Genomic DNA, 19896 nt, shown 5'->3' with positions numbered 1-19896 from the left:
TTTGCGTCCTTAGTTCAGTTGGTAGAACGGCGGTCTCCAAAACCGCATGTCGGGGGTTCGAGTCCTCCAGGGCGCGCTTCCCCTTCTTTCCGATCTTAAAATCTGTTATTATACATTCACCCCCCCCACCCATCCCTGTAGCAAGGGTTTTTGAACATGGGATAAATGTGAGCGTCCTTAGTTCAGTTGGTAGAACGGCGGTCTCCAAAACCGCATGTCGAGGGTTCGAGTCCTTCAGGACGCGCTCAGATCGTAAAGGAAAATAACCAGATCTATGTCCAAAGCAACTAAAAAAGACGTTTCAGAAACAGAAAAAACAACCAAGGCCAAACCCAAGGAGAAAAAAGAAAAAGAAGCGAGTAAAAACCCCATACAGGAATTCACGCAATTCAGCAAAGATTCCTGGACTGAATTTAAAAAAATTCAGTGGCCCACCCGCAAACAGGCCCTCAACGAGTCTATTGTTGTCCTGGTAACGGTGGTGTTTATTATTTTGCTGGTAAAGGGTTACGATTTGTTTTCCGGCTGGCTCCTGCATTTTATCTTTCAAAAATAGGCATAAAGAGGCTCACAGACTATGATGAATCTTACCAATACAGAAACCCAAGGCAAGCGCTGGTATGTCGTGCATACCTATTCCGGCCACGAAAGCAAGGTCAAACAGAACCTCCTGCGCCGCTCAGAATCGATGGGCATGGACAACCGCATTTTCAATATTGAAGTGCCCGAAGAAAAAGTAATTGAACTCAAAGACGGCAAACGTACCGAAAAAACCAAAAAGATTTTCCCCGGCTATGTGCTGGTTGAAATGATTCTCGACGATGATTCCTGGCACGTGGTGCGCAATACCCCTGGCGTAACCAGTTTCGTAGGCGCAGGCAGCCGTCCGGTTCCCCTCAGCCCACGTGAAGTCAAGAAAATTCTCAAACGTGCATCTTCACGCAAGGCCCGGATTGAGTTTGATTATAAAATCGCTGACGAAGTCAAAATCACCAGCGGCCCTTTCCAAGACTTCAACGGAAAAATCATCGAAGTCAGCCCCGAGCGTGGCAAGGTCAAAGTTTCAGTTTCTATCTTTGGCCGTTCCACACCCGTGGAACTGGAATTCGGTCAAATCAACAAAGTTTAAGCCTTCAAAGACAATTGAAAACAGCGTTGGTTGGCCAGCTTGAACAAGCTGGCCAATTCGCTTTCTCCGAATTGTTCAATCTGCTGTGAAATCATCAGCCAGTTTTCATTTTTATCAACCCAATCATAGGGTAAACTGTCGAGCAGCAGCCGAATCACCGCAAAGATTTCATCCTGGCTCTGGGTATTTTTGAGCATAAACCACAGTTTTTTTAAGGTTTCAAGATCATGCACATCAATGCTTTGGGCTTGGGTGATTTCGTTTTCAGTTTCTTCTGGAGCCATCGGGTACGCTTCCTTTATCTATTTCACTGGTTTCAGAATAGCCTGAGCCCAGGGGCTCGGCAAGCGAATCAATCTGCAATGCCCAGCTTTTGGGTATCTGCTTCCACCAAATAATACCAGCCCAGGGAATGCAATTGGTAATAGGCCAAAACCCTTGGCCCTTTTTTATCCTTGTCTTCAAGATAGCCTGAGGGGGATTTCATGATTTGTGCAACCACCTCTGGGCGGGGATAGGCTTTGAGTTCCCGCGCAGTTTCGACCAGGGTTCCGACGGCGAAGTGCTCAGATTTTTCAAGCGTACTGGCCACCACTCTTCCCTGCTGATCCAAAAGATAGCTGTTGAGGATGCCTGGCCTGTCTTTGATTTCTAAAAAATGTGTTTTGATATAATCCAGGGTCATTTCAGCACCTGCCACCCCCAAAAATTGTCTTTTTGAATCATAGAGCGGTTGGGTACAGGGCAAAACCCACCCTCCCCCCGAGGTATCAATATAGGGGCTTTGCCAGCGGGGGCCTTTCTGATGCAGAGAAAGGGTATACCAAGGCCGTTTGCGGGCATCATAGGCCGCCTTATAGCCCGTATTGCCAGGGTAATTGACCAGCAGCCCTTGCTTCAGACCCAAATAGGCCCAAATCAAAGGCACGCCCTTGTCGAGAATTTGTTTTCGCACCGCTTGTTCTGAAAGCCCCACCAAATCCTGTCCCTGGCTTTGCAGGGCAATATGGCGAAAGACATGCCGCAGGGGGCTGAGTTTTCGAATCAAGGGTTCAAGTTCAGCTTTTTCAACCCCCGGAGAGAGCTTAAAGGTCAGCCAATCGCTGCTGATTTTCGCTTTGTAATAGCTGGAATAGCGCAAATCAGGGGGAGCGGTGCGGGGATTGTAAAAATCCAGATAGGTATAAAAGGGTTCGCGACTGGGCACCCCAAATTCCAAAACCGTTTCAGCCGCCCCTGAGAGGCGTTCCAAAAGGGCTTCAAAATTTTTGAACTGGGCGTCAATCAATTCTGCGCGTTTGGAAACCCCCATCAGGTATTGACTCAATTTCTTTTCATGGGCCTGGGCACGCTGCATGGCCTGCTGCTGTTGATACAAACTCCAGATCAAAATCCCTGCACTCAGCGAAAAAAGCCCAAAAACCAAACCCAGGGTAATTTGGCGGTGCCGCCCCACCCAGCGCAAAACCTTTTGCAGCGAGGTATCGGGTTGCGCAAGCACCGCTTCCCCGCGCAAAAACCGGCGCAGGTCATCGGCCAGCTCTGCCACGCTGGCATAGCGATCGGGGGCCTTCTGGGCTGTCGCTTTGTGAACAATCGCCTGCAATTCAAAGGGCAGGGGCTGTTTGGCAACATAATGCTGAAAGGGTTCAAGTTCGGCCTTGAGCACTTTTTTGATCAGTTCTATCGGCTCAGTGGCATGAAAAGCCGGTTTCAGGGTGATCAGTTCAAACAGAATCAAACCGAGTGAAAATTGATCACTGCGACCATCGAGCAGGTCGTTTTTACCAGCAGCCTGTTGGGGAGACATATAGCGGGGCGTGCCCAGAATTTGTCCCAATTGGGTGCGCTCCATCGGGGGTTCGTTGAGATCGGTCTTAATCAGGCGCACAATTTCTTCATCGACAGGGGGTTCGGCCTGCTGAATGACTTTGGCAATGCCCCAATCCATCACATAGACTTCGTTATAGGGGCCAATCATAATATTGGCGGGCTTTAAATCACGGTGAATCACGCCTTTTTTATGGCTGTAATGCATGGCATCGCAGACCTTGAGGAAATGATCCAACATCACCCTTAAACTGTGTTCTTCGTCCACTTTGCCCGTTTGGTCGTATTGGGCACGGGCCTCACGAATCAGATCTTTCAGGGTTTTGCCATGAATCAGTTTCATGGAATAGCCAATTTCACCCCGGGCCGTAATTTCAAGGCTGTAAATCGGCACAATATTGGGATGATCCAATTGGGCTGTAATTTGGGCCTCGGTGAAGAAACGATCCATCACCTTGCGGTTTTGGTTCATATCCGTGTGGATTTTTTTATAGGCCACTTTGCGGTGCAGATTTTGGTCGCGGGCCAAGAGCACCTCACCCATCGCCCCCGAACCCACGGTTCCCAACATGGCGTATTTTTCCCGCTCGGCTTTCAGAGTTTCGCCCATTTCAGGATTTGTCGCTTGGGTCTGAGACTGCTCCCAATCACTGAGCAGCGTGATCTCAACCGCCTCTTCGCCTGAAAGCTCAGGAAAGAGTGAAAAATCTGGCGAAGGGGTATTCTGTTCTGCAGACAAGCGAAAATTTTTCCTTTGCGCGAATTTCACGTGAGCAGGAATTCAGTCCCAACCTGCTCAAACATCTTCAGAATACATCAAAGCCGTTCAAATTGTTAAACTCAAAACTTGCCCTCAGCTGGAAGCCGACTCATAGGAAGCCAGACCTTTGCGCCAGAAAAACCCAATCAAGAACCAGCAGAGCAACAGCAGAAACCCCATCCAGACCAAACCCTGCCATTCTACAGGGTTGAATAAAAACCTCACAGGCGCACTGCCCACCAGCAAGACCGGAATCACGAAACTGAAAAACTTCTGGGCAAAATACTGGTAAACAAAATCAGGCCAACGCGAAACCTGCTGAAACTGCATGCGCATAAAATTAATCCCCATCGATTCCACAATCCAGAACATCGACATGCAGAGCAGAATTTCAATGCTGGTCAAGAGGGCCAGCCCCAAGAGCACCAAGGGGGGCAGCAAAAGCCATTGCCAAGCCGAGAAATGCAAAATCTGCCCATAGTACCAGAGAAAATACCAGGTAAAAAATCCATTCAAAAGCGTACCGGGCCGCATCGAGCGAAAAAAGATCACGAACAGAGCAGCCACAGGTTTGATCAAAATAAAATCCAGGCGGCCGGTGCGAATATCATAGGAGAATTCCCAGAAGTTTTCGCTCACAAAGGTCATATGCAGATGCTCTACGGCAATCATAAAGGCCATAAAAAACATAAATTCACTGCGGCCCCAGGGGCCAATCTGGCTCAAGTGTGCAAAGAGAAAATCGACAGAGCCGAGAATGGTCGCATAAAACACCAGATCCATGACAATCAGCAGCACAAAATGCAAGCGGTAGCTCATGGCGGCGGCAAAACAATTGTTGACATATTCGCGGTAGATCCCGCCATAGTGTTTCAGCACCGACATGCTCAGATGCCCGCCCCGGTATAGGCACGCAGGCCCCGGTTCCAAACCCAATGGGCCAATAAAAACGACAGCAAGCCCCAGGCCCCAATCACGCCAAAGGCCTGGTATAAAGAGCCCTGATAAGTGCCCATCATCAGTTTTACGGGCACCCAGGTCAAATAGGGAAAGGGCAGATATTCAAGCCCAGAGCGAATCCAGGCAGGAAAAATTTCAAGGGGAATCAAAGCCCCTGAAAAAAATTGGCTGACCGTCACGATCATCACGCGCAAAACCCAGGTTTCTTCAAGCCAAAAAGCCAGAATGCCGACCAGAAAATTGACCTGAAACCAAAACAATCCCACGCAGAAACAGTAAACAAAGCCCAGGCCCAAAGCTGGCAAGCTAATTTCAACCCAACCCGCCAGGGCAATCAGCAGCAGACTGAGCCCTGCCACCAGAACCTGAATCAGCTGAAAGGCAATAAAACTGCTGGCATGAAACTGCCAGAAACCAAAGGGATAGATCAAATAGGCCGAAATCCGCCCCAGACGAATATCCTCGGCGAGATTCATGCCATTGAAACCCTGCCCCAAAAAGGTCACGATCATGACCCAGGCCTGATACGCCAACATTTGCCGAAAGGTATAGCCCTGCAAGGTATGAATGCCTTCAAGCGAATAAATCGCCGACCAGAGATTGTAGCGGATAAAGAAAAAGACCAGCACCGGCCCAATCACTTGCAAGAGAAAATTGAGTTTATAGGCCAGGGTTTTGGCCCAGGCAATCTGAACTGTGGCCGCCCATTTCTGCAATTCAGCCGAAAAACTCATAGCGGTTTGGCCATCAGCTGGGGATTGTTCAAAAGTTCATTCATGACCCGTTCAATCGGGAGTTTTTCCATGCTCAGCGAGCTGACCGGAAAATCACGTAGCAAGCGCATCGAGGTCTCACGCAGCTGATCTTCAGCAATCCGCAGCTCGACCTGGGTTTTGTCTGCGTTCCAACGGGCATCCAAGCCCTGCCAGATTTCAGCCTCTGTTGCCACGGGCTGCTCAAATTCCACACTTACAAATTTCTGGCGCCCCAATACGGCTTCAAATTCACGAATCGGGCCATCAAAGCGTTTACAGCCCTCTAAAACCAGCACAATCCGCTGACAGATGGCTTCAACATCGGCCATATAGTGTGAGGTCAGAATCACGGTGGTGCCGTACTCGCGCTGCCAGGCCAATACAAATTCACGGATATTGTTCTGGGCCACCAGATCCAGCCCGATTGTGGGTTCATCGAGAAAGACAATTTCGGGCTGGTGCAAAAGGCTGGCCATGAGTTCCATTTTCATGCGCTCTCCCAGAGAGAGTTTGCGCACATGCACCTTCAGCAGTTTCTCTACCCCCAGCAATTCACATAAACTGCCCAGACGGCGGCGGAAATCCGCCTCTGGAATTTCGTAGTATTTTTGCAATAGCAGAAATGAATCCATGGCGGGAATATCCCACCAAAGCTGAGATTTTTGCCCCATCACCAAGGCAATTTTGCGCCGAAAGGCCACTTCGCGCTGATGGGGCACATGCCCCAAGACCCGTAGGTCTCCCTGCGAGGGCACAATGATGCCCGTAAACATCTTCATCAGGGTGGTCTTGCCCGCCCCATTGGGGCCCAAGAGTCCGATCCGGCTCCCCTGTTCAATTTCCAGATCAAAATCTTGAATCGCCGAGCGCAGTTCATAATCGCGCACGAAAAAAGATTGGATCGAGCCCAATATTCCGGGTTCTTTGTGGTAATGCCTGAAATTTTTTGCAAGAGACTGACAGGAGATGGCTGGAGAATTCATGGTTGGGGTGCTTCAGTTCAATTGGGCGAGGGGGCCGAATCCCAAGGGGCTTTGCCAAAACGAATCTCTATCTTGGCCCAATCCACAGGCGAGTCGGGATAGAGATCCACCAAATTCTGAATCAGGTCTTCAAGCGTGGTGAGTTCTGGCGCCACATGGTCTTTGCCCATGGTAAACGATCCTTCTCCCCAAATCGGCAGAGGCGAAAAACTGAGCACTTCTGTCTTGCCGCCTGGGGTTCTGCCCGTAGCCAGCATGACGTGGCTGGCGCCATCGAAGAGCACAATATCTCCCTCTTGCGGGCGTGGGCCAGACTGCATCTGAACCTGCCCCTCAAGCACCTGGTACTGCATGCTCTGTGCCCCGTGGGGCAGCATTTCCTTTTCAAAAGGTTCTGTGACCACATGCTGCTTTTCAAATTGTTTTAACCAATCTGAGTCAATCTTGCCAGCCTGCAAAGCGGCATACAGAATAAACTCATAGCAATTCAAGATCAACTGATCATCCAGGGCTGGGATTTGCATGGCATCGCCTGTACGTATCCATTCAGCAAAACTCTGTTTGCCTGGTGAAAGTGAACCCGAGGCCCCCCAAGTGGCCGTATGTTGCGTCCAAGGCAAGACCTCTTTGAGGCTTAAAACCTGGGGGGAGTTCAAAGCCAAAGTCTGCTCGGGAAGTGCTCCTTTCTTCAAACCTTTTTGAAGTTGATCAGCTTGAAAAGGGCTTGGCAAGGGGCTCCCTTGAGCAGATGCCTGATGGCCCACAGGCGGCGCGCTTTCTGCCTGTGCGGGGGAGCGTAAATTTTGAGGACGAAGGGGGTTCAGAGCATTCATGGTATGTTTCTCACCTGCATCCCTTCAGCATAGCAAAGCCCGTTGTTTTTGTCAGGCTCAAGCACGGATTCAGGATAAAAATTGCCGATTCAGTGATTTACAAAACGTAAAATACTTTTGTATACTAATTGTATTCAAGGCCTCTCAGCAAGACGTTCTGGAGAAAATGGATGGACTTTCAAAATTTGACTGCCAATCTCAGTGATGATTTTTTGCTCCGCAATCAAAGTGAATTGCAGGAATTCTGGCTCAATTGCAAAGATCAGCTCGAAAATGCAAAAACAGAGTACTTCCACCAAAGTTTGACCGAATTGACACATCTGTTTCTTTTTGGCAATAAAATTCAGGTAGACCATCTCGATATGGGCGAAGACAGTTCCGACTGGCCTGTTTTGACCTCTGATAAATTTCGCCGTGAAGATTATCAGGTCTTAAGGGAATTCTTACGCGAGGCCACAGGCAACCGCAAAATGTCGGACACCTCACCGCTCGGCCTTGCCGAAACCTGGGCCGAAGCCCTGTCTGAACGCTGGCTCAACCTGAGCCACGAAATTCTTTTCCGCAATCTGCCAGAAGATTGGAAAGACAATTTTGAACTTGAAGACGCGCTGGTGGCCTGGCAATCTGAATTGGCCCAGGAAATGCGCAAAAAACTCAATGAAGTGCCTTTTCATTGGATGATTGAAGCCTATGCCCAAAGTGCACGCGATCTTGAAAAAGAAAAAAAAGCCCAACGTCAATTGCAACAGCGGGTCACAGAAATACGCATCCAAACAGCACGCAATGTGCACAGCTTGGTGCGCAAAATTTTGCCCAAAGAGAAATACCTGCCCGAGGACCGCCCGCTGCTACTTGAACAGCTCAGCGCCCTGCGCGATGAAATTTCAGACCTGGATTTTCAAATCTATTTAAACAGTCCGATGTTTGCTTCCCTCTGCACCCAAGCCCTCTGCCTGGAGCTGCGCAAGTACTTTAAAGAAAGCCCCAACCTTTCTCAAGAAGCATAAAAGCGCTGCCCCTTTCTCAAGGATGCAGCGCTTGGAATTGAATCATCAGTTTTAATGCAAGGCTTCTTCGTAGCTCTTGTGAAATTCACGTTCACGGGCCGGGAAACGATCATGGGGAATGCGTTGAATATTGGCAGGCGGGGGAACCTTTAAGCTCAGATCACCCACCGCTGCAATCATCAACTGCGCCCCAGAGGCCAGAAACTCGCGGTTAATCGTCGGAAACTGATCACCCCGTTGGTGGTAATAGGGAGTGCTGTCTTCACTGGTCCATTCTTCAGACATGCACAGCGAAGGATAGCCCTGATCATGAAAGGAAACATGATCGGATTGGCCCGTATTGGTACGATCCAAGGGAAGATTCAGACCATGGGTTTTATTGACCATCTGGTAATAGTCCCAGAGAATGCCATCAGGGCGGGCCAGTTCAACGGCCTTGTCGCCATCGCCATCCCAGCCCAGCATATCGATGGTATGTACGCTGGTAATTTTCAAGCCCTGCTTTTTGAATTTACGGGCCAGATAGCTGCTTCCCACCAAGCCCAATTCTTCTTCATCAAACCAGGCAAAGAGAATATTCACTTTTCGGCCCTTGAGTTGCGGCAAAACAGCAGCGGCTTCAAGCACGGCTGTTGAACCTGAGGCATTGTCATCAGCACCGGCATTGCGCACCGAATCCATATGGGCCCCCACCACGATATACTCATCGCTGGGTTCTTCAGCCATCAGGCGGGTAAAGACATTGCTGCCATTGCGGCGGTACTCATCCAGTTCGACCGTATACCCCAGACCTTCCAGGGTTTCTTTGAGGTATTGGCGGGTCATGGCACGCCCCTGAACCGTTCCCCGTTCAGGAATCACCGTATTGCTTGCAATTTGTCTGGCCCCAGTCAAGGCTGCAAGATTGGATTCCATCCGTTTCAGATCCACGCGTTTTTCAATCCCTTCAGAAACCTTGCGTTGCAATGCAAAACTGCGCAGGGGGGGAGCCGCCTGGGGAGTTGAAACCAAGGCATTACAACTGTTAAGCAAGGCAAGAGAAAGGGCGGCAAGCAGGATCTTTGACTTCATGAACTGACCTCAAATCGATTAGGAGATAGAAACTTTATCGTCAAGAATAAGAAAAACTTGTGTAAAGTTTAAGAATTGATTAACCCAGACAAAACTTCACCCCCCAAAAACTTGATCTCGATCAATGTCAGAATTTTTTACATATACTATACTGGGTATATTATTAAATCCCCCTATGGAGATATGCATGAAAATCGAAACCTTTTATGATCCCAAGACTTATACCTTGACCTATGTGGTTTTTGATCCTGATACAAAAGATGCCGTGATCATTGATCCAGTTCTTGACTACGATCCTGCTGCTTCAAAAATATCTACTGAAAGTTTTGAAAAAAACAAAGAATTTATCGATCAGAACGATCTGAAGCTTCACTATATTTTAGAAACCCATGCCCATGCCGATCACCTTTCAAGTTCTCAATACATCAAAGATGCTTACCCCGAGGCAAAAATTGGCATTGGCGAAAATATCAAAACCGTTCAGGAAGTTTTCAAAGGACTGTTTAATTATACAAGCCTGAAAACCGACGGTTCTCAGTTTGATCAGCTGTTTGTGGATGGTGAAGAAATTTCGGCTGGTAGCCTGCGTTTCAAAGTCATCAATACCCCCGGACATACCCCAGCCTGTGTCAGCTATCTGATTGAAGATGCAGTTTTCACAGGGGATTCCCTGTTTATGGAAGACTTCGGCACAGGCCGCTGTGATTTTCCTGGCGGTTGCTCGGTAGATATGTATACCTCAATCCATGAGAAGCTTTACAATCTTCCCGATGATACCCGTGTCTTTGTGGGACACGATTATCAGCCAGGAGGCCGTGAAGTAAAATATGAAACCACGATCGGCAAATCCAAAGTTGAAAATGTGTTTTTGAAAGCAGAAACAGATAAGGACGCTTTTGTCTCTCACCGCAATCTGCGCGATAAAACCCTGCATGCGCCTGTGCTGCTGCTGCCCAGCGTTCAGGTCAATGTCAATGCAGGTTCCTTTCCACCGGCTGAAGACAATGGCATGAGTTATCTTAAAATTCCTCTGCGCTAAAATCTGATGGACTCAGCACGGACAGAAGTTTCTGTCCGTGCTTTTTTTATCGGCCCTGGCCAGCAAAATTTCATGGGAGGGGGATGGCAGCGCAAGCCTTCCCTTTGTTATGCTGCTCTCAGCACTTCAGCTCAGCCTGAAACGCTATCCATGTAATGACGAGGTTTCCCCATGCGTATCAAACACCTGCCCGCTCTGGCGCTGAGCTTGTATCTATTGCTCCAAACACAGGCCTTTGCTTTTGCGCCTGGCCAGGATATTCTGGCTCAGAAAGACGATGGCAATTGGTATATCGCCTGGGTGATCCGCGAAGAAGCGGGGCAGGTACTTGTCGCTTATAACTGGAGTGCCAATGAAATGGAATGGCTGCCCAGCGAACGCATCAGAGAAAATCAGCGCGCCCCCAAAGCCGACGCTGAGAAATGGATCTCAGGCTGGAACAGTTCAGAAGGTTCGCTCTGGGCCTTGGCGATTTCAGCAGATGGAAAATGGGCTGCCGTCGCTGCAGCGGCTGGCTATATTCAGACCTTTGAACAGCCCAACCTCTACCCCCTGCAGAAACTTCCCGGCAACCAAAAACCGATCCGAGCGCTGGCTTTCAGCCCCGACAGTCAGAGTTTGGCAAGTTGTGATGATGGCGGGCAAATCAGCATTTACCAGACCGGACAGTGGAAGCTGCTGCAACGCAAACAAGTATCGGGAAGCTGCAATACACTCGCCTTTTCTAAGCAAGGGGTGTTGGCGTTAGCAGGCTATACGGCTCAAAAAAATCCTACCCAAGCCCTTTGGCTCTATGATTTGAATTCACAGAAACTTTCAGCGCCCTTAGTCCCCAAACCCTCCCAAGAACGTGTGATTTCAAGCTTAAGTTTTGACCCAAGTGGAGAGTTTCTGGCCTTGGGCAGTTCCAATCAACTCAAAGGCATTGAACTGTTTTCAGTTTCAAATTTAAGCTTAAAAGCCTTGCGTAAACTGCCTTCAGCCGGAGATATTTCAACTCTGGCCTTCAGCCCTGACGGTAAATACCTGGCCGCAGGCGGTACAGAGCAAAAGCTCATGCTTTGGAACTGGCGCAGCGGACAACGCTTCTGGGCTACCCCCTGGCGAAGTGGCAAGGAGCAATATATTACAAATCTCGATTTTTCTCCTGATGGCAGCCAGATTGCTGTCTGTGGCATGGGTTCGGGAGAACCCGTACAAATCTTTCGTACAGGCAATGGCAAACACGTGAAAAGTTTGGGAAAAAAAACCAGTATGAACTGTACAGGTCTCAGATTCACACAAGACAATCAGAGCTTGCTGACGATCCGCCAGGTCTACAGCAATTTCTTTGAACTGATTCTCGATCGCTACCGACTGAAACCCAACCGAACCGGGGAAACCCAACCTTAAACCTGCAATTCAGAGCAAGAAGCAGATGCGCTTAGCAACTCATGCGCCGCGACAGGCTATAATAGAGTAAGCCCAAATCTGTCTGTAAGCGAGCAGTCACCCATGCCCTATTTGCGTCGTGATTCTATTCAGCCCTCAGTGCCCCTTCAGGCAGCAAAACCCCTGGTACCTGTCGCCCCTGCGCCACCATCCGAGGCGCTTACCCCCTCTGTCAAAACAGATTCCCTTCCCTCCAACCAACAGGCCAGTGGTTCTGCCCCTGCCAGTGTGGCTCTGTTCGATCCCCCGGTTTCAAGCACTCCTGTACAGGCCGCCAAAAGCCTTGAATTGATACTGAATCAGCGTAAAAGTTTAAGTGGCAACAACCTACCGAGCGCGCTGCAGGCCCAAATTCAAAACAGTCTGGATCAACTCAAGCAAAAACTTGCATTTTATGATCTCAAGCAACCCCAGGTCCGACAGGAAGTCTTTACGCTGATGCGTCAATTGGGACAGCAATTGCAAATGGGCCAGCTGATGGACAGCCCCGTCAAGGCGGGTTTAGATCAATTAAGCGCTGCAGTGATTGCCGAAGCGGGTCAGGAGCTGGGGCTTCAACTTCAGCGTGCGGGCAGCCTGCCGCAACTCAGTATCCAAGCAGACGCAAACCTGGGCACTCAAACCGATCTGCTGGCAGACAGCCGTGAACTGGTTCGGGATTTGGAACGCAACAAAGCCCCGCTCAAAAAACTGACCCCTGAAACCCTCCTGGTGATGAGCCTGCGCGATGAACTGCTGCGGCGGGGCCTTGAAAATATTGCGCCCCGTGGGCCCGTCACGCCCCTCTACGTGGACCACCCCGAAGAGGATTTGGGCATTATTCGCAATGCAGTCGAAATGGCCGATGGCATGCTCTCAGCCACTCAGGATCTGCCCCCCGATCTGCTTCAGGATTTTTCGAAGCTGACCGAAACGATTTCTAAAGCCCCCCCTGGCAAGCTCAATGAAAGCTTGGAAAAACTGCGTGAACAGAGCAGTGCCTCACAGTTTGGCGATTTAGGCAAAAGCCTTCAGGATCTTGCCAGCCAAGACAGTTTGAATATTCCTGCCCTGCAAAACCAACTGGCTGAACTCAATCAAAAGGGCGCAGTCCCAGCGAATATTCAAAGCCTCTCGCAAAACCTGACCGAGAGCTTGAATAAAGCCAGTGGCCAGGCTTCAGAACAGATTCAAAATCAGGTCAAACAATTGGCAGATTCTCTGACCCAGGTTGCCAACCAAGGCGCAAAGATTCAAGTTCCTGCCCCCATCAACCAACTCGTCGATCTGGCTTTTCAAGGGGTTCAATCCGGCCCTCCCCATTTAGGCGCAGGTTTCACCCCCGTGATTGCGGCCTATAGCCAGGGCATGAATGCGATTGAAAGCCAGCTCCCCCCGCTGTGGTTCCCCGTCACCCTGCCGATTCCGCTCAGTTACAATCAGGGGGATACCTCCTTTCTGCTACCGGCAGGCTCTCAACTCAGCCAAAACCACGCAACGGGCGCCTATACGATTCAATCTCCCGGCATGTACCTGCAAACCGGCTCAACCCAGGTAGCCGCCAACCAGGCCCAAATCCAACTGGGCAATGGCCTCGATCAATTGCAAATGAATTCCCTGACGGTCAATGATTCAGGCCAAAGTACAGTGCTTAGCGGTGTCAAGGCCCAAATTGACAGAAACCATGCCAGCAGCCTGATTCAAGCGGATTCCATTGCCATCAACAATGAATCTGGCCAAATTCAGCTTGAAAATGCCCGCATGGTTCAAACCCCTGGCAGCTTTGAATTGGCCACCGATCATTTGCTTTACCAACAGGGTCAGAATGCGCTCAGCGCCGATCAGGTAGGACTTTGGCAGCGTGATCAGGGCGGTGTCTCCAGCCTGAAAGGCGAAGCACAGAACCTGAATTATCTCGATGGGCAAACCCTGATTACGGCTGATCGCATGGGTTTCCAGATGGTGCAAAATGAGAACACGGGCGATGGCTTGCTGCGCTTCTCAGGTGAAAAGGTTGCCATTCAGAGCGGCGACAGCCTGCTCAGTGCCGAGCAGGGCAATTTTGACCTGATCACCCGTGCCGATGGCAGCTCAAAGGCGACCCTCGCAGCAGAAAATGCAAATTGGCAACAGGGCACGCAGAGTGTGAGCAGCCAAGGGCTTGCGAGTTTGGAGCTGGATCGCGACAGTGCGGGCCATCTCTCGCATTTGAGCGCCCAAGCCGATCAGCTCAATTACGCCAATGGCAGCCAGACAGGCCAGCTTACAAACGGCCAGCTCAGTATCAATTATCACCCCAATGGCTCTCCCAGTCAGATTCTTGCCGGTGTCGGGAACTTGCATTGGCAAGACCCCCAACAGGGCATTGATGCGCAGGGAGTGGGCATACAGGCTGATTACTCTGAAACTGGCACCATTCAAAACCTGGCTGGAAAAGTCGATAGCCTGCATTATTCTGGGCAGGGCCAGCAACTCAATGCCAGCCAGACCCAGATCCAAGCCAACTGGGATGAAAATGGACAACTCAAACGGCTGAATGCCCAGGCCGGGCAGCTTGATTATCTGGGCCAAAACGGCGAAAGCCTGAAGGCCAGTAACGCCCAACTCAACGCGCAATTTTATGAAACGGGTCAACTTCAAACCGTACAGGCTGAAACCGGCAGCCTGAATCTGAGCCAAAATGGACAGGTTCTCAACCTTCAGAACGCCCAGGCCAGTGTCAATTATCGCCCCGATGGCAGTCTGCAAACCCTTCAAGGGGGAGCCAGCCAGGTCGATTGGCAAAACAATACCGATCAACTTCAGGTTGAAAATCTTCAGGGCCAGCTCAATTATGGCGAGAATGGCCTGCTGCAGTCAGCCCAACTCAGCGCAGGCGATCTGAATTATCACGGTTCTCAAGGAACGCTCGCCACCCAGGGCCAGAGCAGCCTGAATCTGAATTACACTGCCAATGGACAGTTGCAGAGTGCGCAGGGCCAGATTGAGAAACTCAATCTCCAAACTCTGTCTGGCGATCAGCTTCAGATCGAAAAGGCAAACGCCCAGCTCAGTTACGGCGAAAATGGTCTGCTGCAAAGCGCCAGCGCCAGTGCAGGGCAAGTAGACTGGCAATCGGGTTCGGGAGACAAGCTGAATGTTCAGGGCCTGGGCATGCAGCTCAATTATGCCGATAACGGGCTCTTAGAAAGCGCAAGTGCCCAAGCGGGCGATCTGAATTACTCTGGCAGTTTGGGAACCGTTGAAACCCATGGCCCCACCACCCTAAATGCCTTTTACAGTGAAAAGGGTCAATTGGCTTCGCTGAATGCGCACTCAGAGAGCGTTGATTTCTCAGGCCAAGGGCTTCAGGCCCATGCCGAAAACACCACCCTGAAACTGGATACCTATGAAAATGGGCTGGTCAGCAATATCTCAGGCAGCAGTGAAAACCTGAGTCTGCAAGGAGATTGGGGCAAACTGACCACCCAGGGCACCACCTCCGTGGGTATCCACTATACTGAAGCGGGCCAATTGTCTGGCCTACAGGCCCATTCCGATCAGTTGAGTCTGGCCCAAACCGGTACAACGCTCAATCTGACCGGAACCGACCTCAAATTGGATTATGGGGCCAATGGCCAGTTAAGTCAGGCGGTCGGCAGTGTTCAGGCCGGCCAGTACAGCGGTGATTTTGGTCAGGTCGATCTCAGTCAGGGCGCAGTCAAACTCAGTTATGGCGAAAAGGGTCAACTCAGCCAGATTCAAGCCGGGGCAAACAGCCTGAATTATGCTGGGGATCAAGGCCAATTGACCCTGCAAGGCACCCAATTCCAAGCCCACTATGGTGAAGATGGGCTTTTAGAGAATATTCATTTAAACGGTGAGGGGGTTCAATTTGCAGGCCAGACCGGACAAAACCAAGCCCTCAATTTTGCCATGGGCACCTATGCCGCAGATCTCACCCAGAAAACAGAAGGCGGCCAGCTCTTTCATTTTCAAGGCCAGCAGATAGCGCTGCAATCCGGTGAGCAAAACCTGAACCTGCCAGAGGTGCGCACCCTGCAACTTGAAACGGGCGCTGATGGCAGTATTTCAAGCATGAAGCTACACCTGCCCGACCAAAATACCTATTCCAATCCGGATTTGAACGCCGCCCTCGACAATCTACAGGCCAGCTATTCCCAGGCGGGTAATCAGCTCCAGGCCAGTTTTGATGGCTTCAAACTGGAAATGCCCAAAGAGGGCTTAACTGTCGATCTGAAGGGCGGTCAATTGCTGGATAACCCCCAATTGACCAGCCTGCACCTCGATTCAGCAGCTGTGGTCAAACAGTTGGAACAGGAACTCAATGTCAAAGTTGAAAATGTCGACCTCTTGCTGAACAAAACCGAAACGGGTACCCTTGCCAGCGCGGACTTGCGCGTGGGCCAGGCCGATGCCCTGGTCTCTGGTATGAACCTGATGGTACGCACCCAGAATGGCGATCAGGTACGCCTGAATATGCAAATGTCAGAAGATGGCAGTTTCCTCAGGGAAGCTTTCCTGCAAATTCCACAGGGTGGAGAAATCAAACTCAGCAAAGACGATCTCAACCTGCGCTTGGGGGGAGGCCAAAAACTGAGTTTTCAGCAGGACGGTCAAGGGCTTTATACCTTCCGGGGTGAAGGCCTGGATATTGACGCCAGCACGAAAGATGCCAAGGTTCAGGTTACGGGGGGAACGGCCCAAATCAGCCTCGACAGTAAAAATGGCGATCTGATCATTGATGAAATCAAAGGCACAAAAATCCATGCCGAAGTTGCGGGGCAAAAAATTGATGTCGATATCAAAGAAATGGAAGGCTTTCTCGTCAAAGCCACTGGCATTTCTGGGCTGGCCCAGGGCGCAGCCCTGCACCTGGTACCCACCTCAGACAGCTCTGTCCTGACCGCCGAAATTCGCACCTCTTATAATGGCATTCCGATTGCTGTCAAATTTGACAATGTGCATGAACTCAAAGCACTCGCAACGATTGAAACCAATCGCGCCCATGTCTATTTTGGCGATCCCAGTGGCCGCGGTGAAGTGAAAATTTCAGCAGGCCCGCTGGAGATGAAAGGCTCAGCGATTGAGTTTGTGGCCCGTTATCAGCAATACGACCCCCAACGCATGATGAGCACGCTCAGCCGAGCCCTGTCTTCAGATGGCTATGAGATTGTTAAAGGCGTACAGCTCGAACTCGATGGCGTACTGCGTCTGCAAACCCCCTTTAAAAATGGCCCCCATGCCGGTCTAACCCTACTTTTCCCCCGGCCTCAGGCCATGACCCAAGCGCCATTTGACCCCAACCCCTTCAGCAGCAATCAAATCGGCAAGGGCATGGATGACGGGGCCTTTGGCCTCGTCACCGAGTTGGGTTGGAAACATACCAATGATGCCAATACTGAGAGCACCTATGGCGTTCATGCCGGTCTGGTTCCTGGCTCCTATCTGAGCATTGACCAAACCCAGGGCAGCGCCAGCCTGGCAGGCGTGCCGCTGCCCAAACATATTGCCATTCCCACCACGGCGATTGCAGGCGTCACCTATCGCAGACACAGTGATTTGTCTCGCCTCGATCTGATGGCTGGGGGCTACCTCAATCCCGCCGGGTTGGCCCCCAGCACAGCTCCAATTTCAGAACCGAATAAATATGGGGCCTATGCTGGCTTTAGCTACCGTGAAGGCAGTTGGCAGATGGGCGTCACCAGCACAGTGGATCTGAGCAAGTCCAAACCCGATTTCGGTGCCATGGTCAGTGTCGGGCTCAGTTTTTAAAGCATGCCTGAAGACCTGATGAAGGGGTTTAAAAAGTTTCTGCTCGGGTTTCGCTGGGCAGGAGAAGGCTTGGTTTATGCCCTGAAAACCCAGCGCAATATGCAGGTTCATGCTGCAGCAAGCCTATTGGCCCTCTCTCTCAGCTTGTGGTTAAACTTGCTCCCGCTGGAATGGGCTGTTTTGTTTTTGACCTTGGGGCTGGTTTTGAGCCTGGAATTGCTCAATACTGCGCTCGAAGCAAGCTTAAATCATCTCGCTCCAGAGATTCATCCCCAGGTCAAAATTGCCAAAGACGTAGCAGCAGGAGCTGTTTTAGCCGCCTCCATCGCGGCTGTCGCCGTCGGGCTTTGTCTCTGGGGGCCCAAACTCTTGAACGTTCTCCGACACTGACCCTGATATACTTAATTTTTGCCTGGGGGGGTTTCCATTTGAATACCCATTTTTTCAAATTCAGATTCTAAACGCAGGGCATTCTGAAAATCCTTTTCAGTGACCGCCCAGGAGTCCCCCTCGGCCCCCGAAAGGGCGACTGAAATGGAATCTTGCTGAATCGAAAAATAGGTCTGAATCCCAAAGATCGTTTGAATACTCGGTTCCTGGTAGTTGGGATAAGCGGTGACAGGGTGTGCCAGACGTTGATATTCGTCGAAGGCATAGGACACGCGGGGTTGAACGCGTTCCACTCCCTTCGGAATCACCTGAAGGGGAATCTGAAGTTTTTCGAAAATTTGAAGCAGTTCTGTTTCCCCTTGAAAACGAATTTTCCCCCAAATCGTATCCGCGTCATTGGCATGCCCGCCAAGGGCATAGACAAAATAAAAATAGCGCAGGGTCTGGTTCCAGCGTTCAGTGGTTTTCAGACTGGGGGGCATGGCAAATTCCTTTGTAAAATTTTCAAGTCGGGATTCTCTTGCTCACCCTCTCTTTTCTTGAGATATTATATGCTAAAATAACAGCTATCCGTTCCCTGTAAGCAAGATAAACCGCCAAAGGAAGTGATTGCAGATGATGAATATCTTTAGCATTGCGAATAAATTGGACGTCTCATGGCACCCTGAGATTGCCACCGTTTTGGAAAGCTGGACCGATTTCAATGTTGAACTTGAAGAATTTCGCAAAGCTGTTTTTGTAAAAGGTATCAATCACGCCAGAGGCAGCCAGGCCAAAGCCTGGATCTTTGATCCCAGTAAAGCCAGCGGAGAATTCAGTGAAGAGATTTTGGGCATGATTGCCCAGGATCGTTTTCCTGCGTTGGGTTGGACGGGTGTGAAATATTTTATTACGATTCACCCCGAAGCGACTGAAATTCTCGTCAATCCAGACACCTCCATGACCCGTGGCGTACAAAGAGTCGATGCGCCTTCTGTAGAAAGTGCCATGGCTTTTATCAAAGAAAATCCATAGACAGAGCTGGAGCTGTCTTTTAACCCCATAAAAAAACCTTGAGCCAGCCATTTTCAAGCCGACTCAAGGTTTTCGTTATAAGAACTTAGAAAAGTCTGCTGCCGAAAAGTGTTGCATATTCGGCGTTCACTTTATTGCCATAGGTTGCCACATTGGGATCCCCATAGCGTGCAAGCGCTCTTTGCACATTGCCATTGTTACGATCTTGAATTTCATAGGCCATATAGGCGGTAGAAGTCCAGATATTCTGCTTGATATTAAAGCGCTGATTAATATTGGTTTCACTGGCAATAAAATTGTCACGGTACTGGGTATAGGGCTCACGACCCTGTTGACCCTTGGCCATTCCCGCCATATAGTGCACCTGACGAATGGCGACCCCTGTCAATTGCCCCAACCCACCGGCACCGGTACTGCTGCGGGCTCGGGGATTAAAACCCCCGCTTTCATGGGCATAGACTGCCAACATCACTTTGGGATCTACGCCAAAGGCCTCACCCGCTTTATCCAATTCAACGGCAATCTCACGCATTTCAGCGTCGGTGGTTCGGGTTCTATTGGTGTGTCCGAGTTCACTGTGATGGGCTTGATAGCCTTTCAGAGCCTCATAAAGTTCTGCAGCTCGGGGAGTCATGCCCTCCGTATCCAGATTGCCAACGCCTGTCACATCGCTGGCACCATTGGTTTCGTCGCTGGGGCGATCCGAACTGACAGGAATCTTTAAGGTCATGCCCGCTCTTAGCGATTCAGGGGTTCGCAAAATATCTTTATTGGCTTCGAAAATTTCAGGATAGCGTTCAGAATTTCCCAAATGACGCAAAGCCAAAATACTCAAGGATTCTCCAGGTTTGACTGTCACTTCCTGGAATTGAGGCGCGGGGGTTTCAGCTGCGGGGGTTTCAGCTGCGGGGGTTTCGGCTGCTGGGGTTTCGGCTGCTGG

Annotated in this window: 17 protein-coding genes and 2 tRNA genes; 10 read left to right on the top strand and 9 right to left on the bottom strand. The window is 50.3% G+C overall.

Annotated elements, in window-relative coordinates:
• The first annotated feature begins 3 nt into the window (after positions 1-3).
• From COW20_03365 to COW20_03350, 4 genes are all read left to right on the top strand, one after another.
• Positions 4-76: transfer RNA gene (locus tag COW20_03365), tRNA-Trp, on the top strand.
• A 95-nt stretch (positions 77-171) separates the two neighbouring features.
• Positions 172-244: transfer RNA gene (locus COW20_03360), tRNA-Trp, on the top strand.
• Positions 245-274: 30 nt separating this feature from the next.
• Positions 275-556 carry a preprotein translocase subunit SecE gene (gene secE / locus COW20_03355; GenBank protein ID PIW50241.1) on the top strand — a complete coding sequence of 94 codons (282 nt, stop codon included), beginning with the start codon at positions 275-277 and terminating at the stop codon, positions 554-556.
• Positions 557-580: 24 nt separating this feature from the next.
• On the top strand, positions 581-1129 hold the full coding sequence (locus COW20_03350) for a transcription termination/antitermination protein NusG (GenBank protein PIW50258.1): 549 nt from the start codon (positions 581-583) through the stop codon (positions 1127-1129).
• On the opposite strand, the gene COW20_03345 is transcribed toward COW20_03350, so the two are convergent.
• From COW20_03345 to COW20_03320, 6 genes are all read right to left on the bottom strand, one after another.
• Positions 1126-1413 carry a hypothetical protein gene (locus COW20_03345; protein PIW50240.1) on the bottom strand — a complete coding sequence of 96 codons (288 nt, stop codon included), beginning with the start codon at positions 1411-1413 and terminating at the stop codon, positions 1126-1128. The two genes, COW20_03350 and COW20_03345, sit on opposite strands and share 4 nt — an antisense overlap.
• 68 nt (positions 1414-1481) lie before the next feature.
• Positions 1482-3698: a hypothetical protein gene (locus tag COW20_03340; GenBank protein PIW50239.1), complete on the bottom strand. Its 2217-nt coding sequence runs from the start codon at positions 3696-3698 to the stop codon at positions 1482-1484.
• Positions 3699-3812: 114 nt separating this feature from the next.
• A complete protein-coding gene (locus COW20_03335; GenBank protein PIW50238.1) occupies positions 3813-4604 on the bottom strand; it encodes a hypothetical protein in 792 nt (263 codons plus the stop codon).
• 2 nt (positions 4605-4606) lie between these two features.
• On the bottom strand, positions 4607-5413 hold the full coding sequence (locus COW20_03330; GenBank protein PIW50237.1) for a hypothetical protein: 807 nt from the start codon (positions 5411-5413) through the stop codon (positions 4607-4609).
• The gene (locus COW20_03325; protein ID PIW50236.1) at positions 5410-6417 is read right to left on the bottom strand and encodes a multidrug ABC transporter ATP-binding protein; all 1008 of its coding nucleotides are present in this window, start codon (positions 6415-6417) and stop codon (positions 5410-5412) included. Before COW20_03325 ends, COW20_03330 begins: the two co-directional genes overlap by 4 nt.
• Positions 6418-6434: 17 nt before the next feature.
• A complete protein-coding gene (locus COW20_03320; protein ID PIW50235.1) occupies positions 6435-7250 on the bottom strand; it encodes a hypothetical protein in 816 nt (271 codons plus the stop codon).
• 170 nt (positions 7251-7420) lie between these two features.
• Here COW20_03320 and COW20_03315 point away from each other — a divergent pair, with 170 nt between their 5' ends.
• The gene (locus COW20_03315) at positions 7421-8257 is read left to right on the top strand and encodes a hypothetical protein (protein ID PIW50234.1); all 837 of its coding nucleotides are present in this window, start codon (positions 7421-7423) and stop codon (positions 8255-8257) included.
• 51 nt (positions 8258-8308) lie between these two features.
• Here COW20_03315 and COW20_03310 read toward each other — a convergent pair whose 3' ends face one another.
• Positions 8309-9328: a hypothetical protein gene (locus tag COW20_03310; protein ID PIW50233.1), complete on the bottom strand. Its 1020-nt coding sequence runs from the start codon at positions 9326-9328 to the stop codon at positions 8309-8311.
• Between the two features lie 181 nt (positions 9329-9509).
• Here COW20_03310 and COW20_03305 point away from each other — a divergent pair, with 181 nt between their 5' ends.
• The 4 genes from COW20_03305 to COW20_03290 all read left to right on the top strand — a co-directional run bounded on the left by COW20_03305 (position 9510) and on the right by COW20_03290 (position 17942).
• Entirely contained in the window at positions 9510-10367 is an 858-nt protein-coding gene (locus COW20_03305; GenBank protein ID PIW50257.1) for an MBL fold metallo-hydrolase, read from the top strand.
• A 171-nt stretch (positions 10368-10538) separates the two neighbouring features.
• Positions 10539-11759, top strand: coding sequence for a hypothetical protein (locus COW20_03300; GenBank protein PIW50232.1), 1221 nt, complete (start codon positions 10539-10541; stop codon positions 11757-11759).
• A gap of 102 nt (positions 11760-11861) precedes the next feature.
• Positions 11862-17552, top strand: coding sequence for a hypothetical protein (locus tag COW20_03295; GenBank protein ID PIW50231.1), 5691 nt, complete (start codon positions 11862-11864; stop codon positions 17550-17552).
• 18 nt (positions 17553-17570) lie between these two features.
• Positions 17571-17942 (top strand): diacylglycerol kinase, encoded by a 372-nt coding sequence (locus COW20_03290; protein ID PIW50230.1) that lies wholly within the window; start codon positions 17571-17573, stop codon positions 17940-17942.
• A gap of 11 nt (positions 17943-17953) precedes the next feature.
• Here the strand turns inward: COW20_03290 and COW20_03285 are convergent, their stop codons facing one another.
• The gene (locus COW20_03285; protein PIW50229.1) at positions 17954-18424 is read right to left on the bottom strand and encodes a hypothetical protein; all 471 of its coding nucleotides are present in this window, start codon (positions 18422-18424) and stop codon (positions 17954-17956) included.
• 133 nt (positions 18425-18557) lie between these two features.
• Between COW20_03285 and COW20_03280 the strand changes: the two genes are divergently transcribed.
• Positions 18558-18956, top strand: coding sequence for a hypothetical protein (locus COW20_03280; protein ID PIW50228.1), 399 nt, complete (start codon positions 18558-18560; stop codon positions 18954-18956).
• Between the two features lie 85 nt (positions 18957-19041).
• Here the strand turns inward: COW20_03280 and COW20_03275 are convergent.
• On the bottom strand, positions 19042-19896 hold an 855-nt coding region (locus tag COW20_03275), incomplete at its 5' end, for a hypothetical protein (GenBank protein PIW50227.1).

The sequence above is a fragment of the bacterium (Candidatus Blackallbacteria) CG13_big_fil_rev_8_21_14_2_50_49_14 genome, assembly GCA_002783405.1.
Taxonomy (GTDB): Bacteria; Cyanobacteriota; Sericytochromatia; order UBA7694; family UBA7694.
The sequence above is the reverse complement of the archived record's forward strand: the minus strand, read 5'-3'. Positions and strand labels throughout refer to the sequence as shown.